Source organism: Gordonia sp. C13 (assembly GCF_023218005.1).
Taxonomy (GTDB): domain Bacteria; phylum Actinomycetota; class Actinomycetes; order Mycobacteriales; family Mycobacteriaceae; genus Gordonia; species Gordonia namibiensis.
Window position 1 is genome coordinate 1 of sequence record NZ_JALPSY010000072.1, and the last position, 851, is coordinate 851.

Sequence of the window (851 nt, forward strand, 5' to 3'; positions counted from 1 at the left end):
GGTGTGCATGGTGGTCGAGACCTGCCAGCCGACGACCATCCGCGAGAACACGTCCAGGACGAACGCCGCGTACACCCAGCCCGAGTGGGTGCGGATGTAGGTCAGGTCCGCCACCCACAACGCGTTCGGTGCCGCCGCGGTGAACTGACGGTTGACCCGGTCAGCCGGCCGGGGTGTTTCAGCTCCCTCGCTGCGCGTGGTCTTGCGTGTCTTGAGTCTCGCTATCCCTTGCAGCCCATCGGCTTTCATCAATCGCTCGACGGTGCAGCGGGCAACACTATGGCCCTGTCTGCGCAATTGGGCATGCACCTTGCGGGCACCGTAGACGCCGAGGTTGTCGGCATGCACCGCGCGGACCTGGGTAAGGAGCTCCCGGTCACGCACCACACGAGGCGCCTCGGTCTTCTGGGGGCTCAGGTGGGCTCGTACCGTGGACGGAGCGATCTGGGCGGACGTATCGCGCAATGCCGCACAGATCGGATCGACTCCGTGTTCATCGCGGTGAGCCGCGACGAACTCCACGATCAGCGCTGTGGGCGGTCGATCTCCGCCGCAAAGAAAGCCGAAGCCTGCTTCAAGATCGTGTTCGCTCGCCGCAGTTCACGGTTCTCCCGCTCCAACGCCGCGATGCGGTCAGCGTCCTCACTCGTGGTGCCCGGGCGGACCCCGCCGTCGATCTCGGCCTGACGAACCCAATTGCGCAACGCCTCGGGATGGACTCCGAGCTGATCGGCGATCCGCTTGATCGCACCTCTCGACGAATCGGGATCTCGTCGCGCTTCACATGCCATCCGGGTGGCCCGGTCCTTGAGTTCCTCACTGTACTTGCGTGGTGCTGCCATGCTCTCCAT

The 851-nt window shown here is 65.0% G+C and carries 2 protein-coding genes and 1 other annotated feature; both genes read right to left on the reverse strand.

Annotated elements, in window-relative coordinates; all coding sequences use genetic code 11:
• The coding region (locus tag M1L58_RS23265; protein ID WP_248660629.1) for an IS3 family transposase at window positions 1-522 on the reverse strand (522 nt) is incomplete at its 3' end.
• Window positions 436-564 (reverse strand) — a sequence feature (AL1L pseudoknot). Its footprint overlaps the gene before it by 87 nt.
• Window positions 525-851 (reverse strand): transposase (locus M1L58_RS23270; protein ID WP_006360012.1); only part of this gene is annotated, 327 nt, incomplete at its 5' end. (Overlaps the previous feature by 40 nt.)